Source organism: Prevotella sp. DNF00663 (assembly GCF_001553265.1).
Classification (GTDB): domain Bacteria; phylum Bacteroidota; class Bacteroidia; order Bacteroidales; family Bacteroidaceae; genus Prevotella.
The window spans coordinates 1-5,492 of record NZ_KQ960647.1 but is presented as its reverse complement, the minus strand read 5'-3'; the positions used below and the strand labels follow the sequence as shown (position 1 = coordinate 5,492).

3 protein-coding genes are annotated in these 5,492 nt (G+C 44.3%); all 3 read right to left on the bottom strand.

The window, feature by feature from the left end; translation table 11 throughout:
* Positions 1–307 precede the first annotated feature (307 nt).
* Complete coding sequence (locus HMPREF3034_RS09160; RefSeq protein ID WP_036896171.1) at positions 308–1,864, bottom strand: RagB/SusD family nutrient uptake outer membrane protein; 1,557 nt, start codon at positions 1,862–1,864, stop codon at positions 308–310.
* Between the two features lie 18 nt (positions 1,865–1,882).
* Positions 1,883–4,924: a SusC/RagA family TonB-linked outer membrane protein gene (locus HMPREF3034_RS09155; protein WP_062435042.1), complete on the bottom strand. Its 3,042-nt coding sequence runs from the start codon at positions 4,922–4,924 to the stop codon at positions 1,883–1,885.
* Positions 4,925–5,300: 376 nt separating this feature from the next.
* A partial coding sequence (locus HMPREF3034_RS12865) for a hypothetical protein (RefSeq protein WP_197421756.1) occupies positions 5,301–5,492 on the bottom strand: 192 nt, incomplete at its 5' end.

Here is a 5,492-nt window from a genome sequence, read left to right as displayed (position 1 = left end):
GAGAGTATATCAATTTTGACACACCCTCCTATGAAGGGGCTGTCCTTCGGACAGAAATACCCACAATGCCACCTCCGCAAACAAGAACTGATAATGCAATCTTTGTCCGGTAGGACAACCCTTATCAATAGCCGGATGCCTTTAGGCTTCCGGAATGATAGAACGCTATAAAGAAAGACAAGTCTGAAAGACTTCCCATTGTACCAGCTAACACATAAAAACCGGGAACAATCTTCGCTTTCGCTCGATTGTCCCCGGCTATGAATAGGTAGCCTTCTAGGCTAATAAATTCTAATCATGTATAGAATTAATAAGTAGGATTCTGCTCCATCTTCGGGTTAGCGTCGATTTCCGACTGTGGAATCAACGGCAGTTCCTTCTTAGACTTCCAAGTGTCGATGGTCTGAGCATCGGCATTGAGCACACTGTGCCAGCCTCTATTATCTGCATTTGTGTAGCGAACAATCTTCTCACCACGACGCAGTGCATCGAAGTAACGCTGTCCCTCACCTACCAACTCTTTACGACGCTCCATATAGATGCGGTCTTCGGTAACGTCGGCAGCAGTTACTTGCTTGCCGGTATCGGTGGTACGATTCTTGATAATAGCGTTGAGATATTCAGCAGCCTTGTCCTTCTTATTAGCTTTGAAAGCAGCCTCGGCAGCGCTCAAGTAAACCTCTGACAAGCGGAGCAAAGGAATATTGTTCATACGAACCTCTACGCTACCGGCCGGTGCAGGATATTTATTGATGTAAACGGCACGACCTTCGAAAGTCTTAGCCTTGAGTTCTGAGCTAGAAGTAGCCTTCAATAAGATGTTGTTACGAACATCCTTAGGGTCACTTGCCAATGCATCGGCAAATGTCTTAGTAACGATGAGATCGCCATAACCGGCAGCTACTTTTTCAGCATCGGTATTCTCTGTCAAGAGATAAGCGATACCTTCACGGTCGGTCCAATCTGATGTACCGCTGATAGCCAACTCAAAGAGCATCTCATTAGCGTGAGCTTTGTCGTCTTTCTGCCATGCGTTAGCATACTCAGCAGAAGTCCAAAGAGCATAAGGAGAGTTCTTGATGATATCTTCGGCCGTAGAAAGGGCATTGTTGTAGTCGCCCTTAGTCAAATAAACCCTTACAAGCAGAGCCTTAGCAGCCCAAGCATTGATATAACCGGGAGTAGCCTTGGTAGACAAAGCACCCGAAGCAATAGCAGAAGTCAAGTCTTTGATAATCTGAGTATAGCACTCAGCTACCGTAGCACGACCTACCTGTGTTGCAGGTTCCATAGACGTGGTGGCCATGGGAGCGCCATAAGAAGCTCCATTATCCTGTAGATAAGGCTTACCATAGACACGAGTCAAGTCGAACATAGCCATAGCACGAATCACCTTGGCTTCGTTCTCGTACTGTGCAACAGCCTCTTTGTTCTTATCTTGATCGGTAATAACGCCACCGTTTGCAGCCTCAATGATGCGATTGGCACGTCCTAAGACGATAAGCGGAGTACGCCATACAGAGTTTTTCGAGGTAAAATCATCGGCCGTCTTGTATTCCATTTTGTAATAGAACTCACCACGACTACTACCATAGCTGGCATTGTACTGTACATCCTCGCCACGAACATCACCGTAGACAAACATGTTGGCACCATAATAGTCTACATAATCAGATGAACGACCTTTGAGTGCTGAATAAAGACCGACACGTGCACTAGCCAGACTGGCTGTGGTTGTAATAGCCGTAGAGGCATCAATACCGTCGGATGGTTGCCGATCGAGCCACTCATCACCACAAGACGACAAACCCGTTACGGCTGTGAGGCAGATAACTGCACTATATATAAATTTAGATACTTTCATTTTTGGTATGCTTTATGTTTAGAAACCAATTTCAATTCCGAATGTGTAAGTTCTCAACTGTGGAGTCTGGAAGTTTGCAAGTCCAGTTACCGGCAGCTCAGGATCTACATAGAGATCAGCCGACTTCCATGTCAACAGGTTGGCACCAGAGAAGTATACGCGAGCCTTATTGATACCCAAGCTGCGAATATACTGCTGAGGAACGGTGAAACCAATGGTCAAGTTCTTCAAACGCAGATAGTCCAAAGGCATCATCCAACGAGAAGAGTAAACGAATGTGCTGCCATACTGGAACTTAGGGAGTTTAGCTGCAGTGTCGCCCTCGCCCTTCCACATCTTAGAGAGGTCGTAGTAAGCAGGCGTAGCTCCCTTATACAGTGCAGAGCCACCGTTAGAGTGCTGCCAACGCGGATAGTCGTAGGCGTCGCCACCAAGCTGGTAAGTGAAGGTGAAACCAAGGTCGATGAACTTCCAACGCAGGTTGTTGGTGATACCACCGGCAACGCTTGCCTCTGCGCTACCAAGAATTACCTTCTTAGCTTCGTTGGCATTGGTCGTGGTGTTGCGAGCATTTGCCGAACCATCGTTGATGTAATAAAGTTCGTTTCCGGTCTTAGGATCTACACCAGCATACTCGTAACCGTAGTATGAATTGTAAGTTTCGCCTACCTTATGGAACAATACACGACCATAATCAGAATCCTGAACCATATCGCTTTCGCCATCAAGTTTCACCAGTTCATTGTGATTGTGAGAGAGGTTCAATGTTGTAGACCAGCTGAAGTCCTTGGTATTGAAGTTTTCAGAAGTCAAGGTAAGTTCCCAACCGGTGTTCTTCAGCGAACCGATATTGGTAGCCATGGTTGCAACTTTACTTGTAGTGTCGAAATAACCGGGAACGGCAGACATGGTCAAATCGTAAATCAAATCGGTGGTTTTACGTGTGTACCAGTCGAAAGATGCTGTGAAACGCTGCAAGAAAGTCAAGTCGAAACCTACGTTGAAGGTACGATTCTTCTCCCATTTCAAGTCAGGGTTACCTATATTTACAATACCCATACCCGACTGACCATTATACTTTTCACCATATTTAAACAGGTTCATATATGGATAGTAGCCTGAAGGCTGTGTACCATTGGTACCGTAAGACACGCGAAGTCTACCATCTGTAAGGATATCTTTGGTTGATTCCATGAACTTCTCAGCAGAGAAACGCCATGAAGCTGATGCAGACCAGAAGTCACCCCAACGATTATTGCGAGCCAAGCGAGATGTTCCATCACGGCGGAAGCTTAGACCTGCATAGTACTTATCGTCATAGTTATAGTTGACACGACCCAAGAATGAGGTCAAACGTGAATCATAAACTTTACTTTCTGATGTTGTTTCACCGGCATTAGCAACTTCATAGAGTTCACCGGGATACTGAGAACCGTTCAAAAAGTTGTACTCATAATGCATATCTTCGGTCTCGAAACCAAGCAAAGCATCAAGATTGTGCAAGCCAAATGAGCGGATATAAGAAAGCTGAGTCTGTGTGTTTACCTGCTCAGAGATGTTCAAGACACGCTGAACCACACCACTGGAAGACTTACCATTATTGGAGTTACGATCCCAAATAACGGTCTCGCGACCACCGATATAGTCATAAGTTACTTTCTCGCTCAAGTCAAGTCCCTTAGCAATATGATAAGTTAACTTAGCAGAGTTCAACATTCTGCGAACGATATTGCGGTCGGTAGAGTGCAAATACTCATAAAGTGGGTTTACACCTACATAACCGGGGCCCTGTGTATAAGAACCATCCTCATTGTAAGCAGTACTAGATGGATTTTGGAAGAAAACATAGTTTGCCACTGCACCATCGTAAGATGTAGCCTCACCGGCAAGACTTTGTGTCATCTTCGACATCATAGAAGACACATTTACTGTAAATTTACCAAAGTCATGTGTCAAGTTCAAGCTCCCAGAAAAGCGTTCCAAGCCTTGATTAGCCACAATACCTTCTTGCTTATTGTAAGCCATAGAGGTATAGAACTTAGTCTTATCGTTACCACCGGATACGCTTACCTCGTAGTTGCTATGGCTACCGTTCTTGAACAAAAGATCCTTCCAATTGGTCCAACCAGTCTTAGGCTCTGCGGCATAATCGTCGATATCACCGGCAGCAGCAGTCGCAGCTTCGGCGGCAGACTTACCTTCCTCGAACATATAATAGTTTTCTAGACCCTTCAAAAGCAATGCGCGACGAGCAGCACCACCTAGTTGTGGACGATAATTTACGGCCATATTAGAGAAGCCCCAATCGCTATGGAAGTTCACATTTGTCTTACCCTTGCTACCGCTTTTGGTCGTAATAACGATGACACCATTAGCAGCTCGCGAACCATAAAGAGACGCTGCGGCAGCATCTTTGATAACCGTTATAGACTGAATATCGTTAGGGTTGATGGTTGCCAAGATGTTGGTACCGGCATCACTATAAGTAAATTCACTCGTATTGCCCGACTGAACAGGCGTTCCATCAATAACATAGAGAGGGTTGTTACCTGCATTGATAGAACCCATTCCACGTACACGGATAGATGGAACAGAACCCGGTGAACCGGAACCTGATGTTATCTGTACACCGGCAACGCCACCGGCCAATTTATCTTCGATAGATACGACAGGTACTTCGGCCAACTTATCAGTATTCATCGTCGCAGCAGAACCGGTAAATGAAGACTTCTTGAAGTTACCATAACCAGTTACAATCACTTCGTCGAGTACATGATTATCGGGCTGAAGAACAACCTTTAAGTTTTCAGCGGCCTTTACTGTCTGCGATTTCATGCCAATATATGAAATCTCAAGTTTTGCATTGTTAGGCACAGTCATACTAAACTGTCCGTCCAAATTGGTAGCGGCACCCGTATTAGTGCCCACAACTTTTACCGAAGCACCAATGACCGGTTGCCCATCTTCAGCAGAGATGACTGTACCGGTAACATGAATTTGTGCCAGAGCCACTCCCATCCATAGGAAGAGACCGGTCAAAATTAACGTTAGTCTTTTCATAAAAATCTCTCTCGTTTAATAATGTTGATTTGTATTATTTCTATTCTTTCTCTCTTAAAGCTTTCTCTCTTGATCCTAGTCCCATCTCAAGACTTAGTTTCGGATTTATATTTAATGCATACAAATGCATGTATTTTATTAACAAACATAGCTCTTATGTTGCGAATTGCAAAATTAATGCAATTTTAATTTATACCAAAACTTTTATTAATAAAATTAGAGCAAAAGCGCATTTTTAACGATAAAACGTCATTTCAAGACCATAAATTTGATATAAATCATTATTTTTACGCTCAACAAGTCAGCAAAGTGGCGGTATAAACTCCCAATAGGTATCATCATGAAAGTAAGAAAATGAAAGTTCGGCAACACCACATCACCTCACAAGCTTCTTTACACCTATTATATATACGCCCTTGGGAAGATGAGTAAGATTTGGCTTTCCGTTGGCCAACATTTCAACATGGAAAGCTTGTCCCTGCATGTTGTAGGCCACGATAGTCCTACTATGAGCAGCATTCACACCATCAATGCCCGTTGGAAAAGCCACACTAATTTGACCCACGCT

Bases quoted from the DNA above. Each gene is read 5' to 3' on its own strand.
- HMPREF3034_RS09160 (WP_036896171.1), bottom strand. From the start codon at position 1,864: ATGAAAGTATCTAAATTTATATATAGTGCAGTTATCTGCCTCACAGCC.
- HMPREF3034_RS09155 (WP_062435042.1), bottom strand. From the start codon at position 4,924: ATGAAAAGACTAACGTTAATTTTGACCGGTCTCTTCCTATGGATGGGA.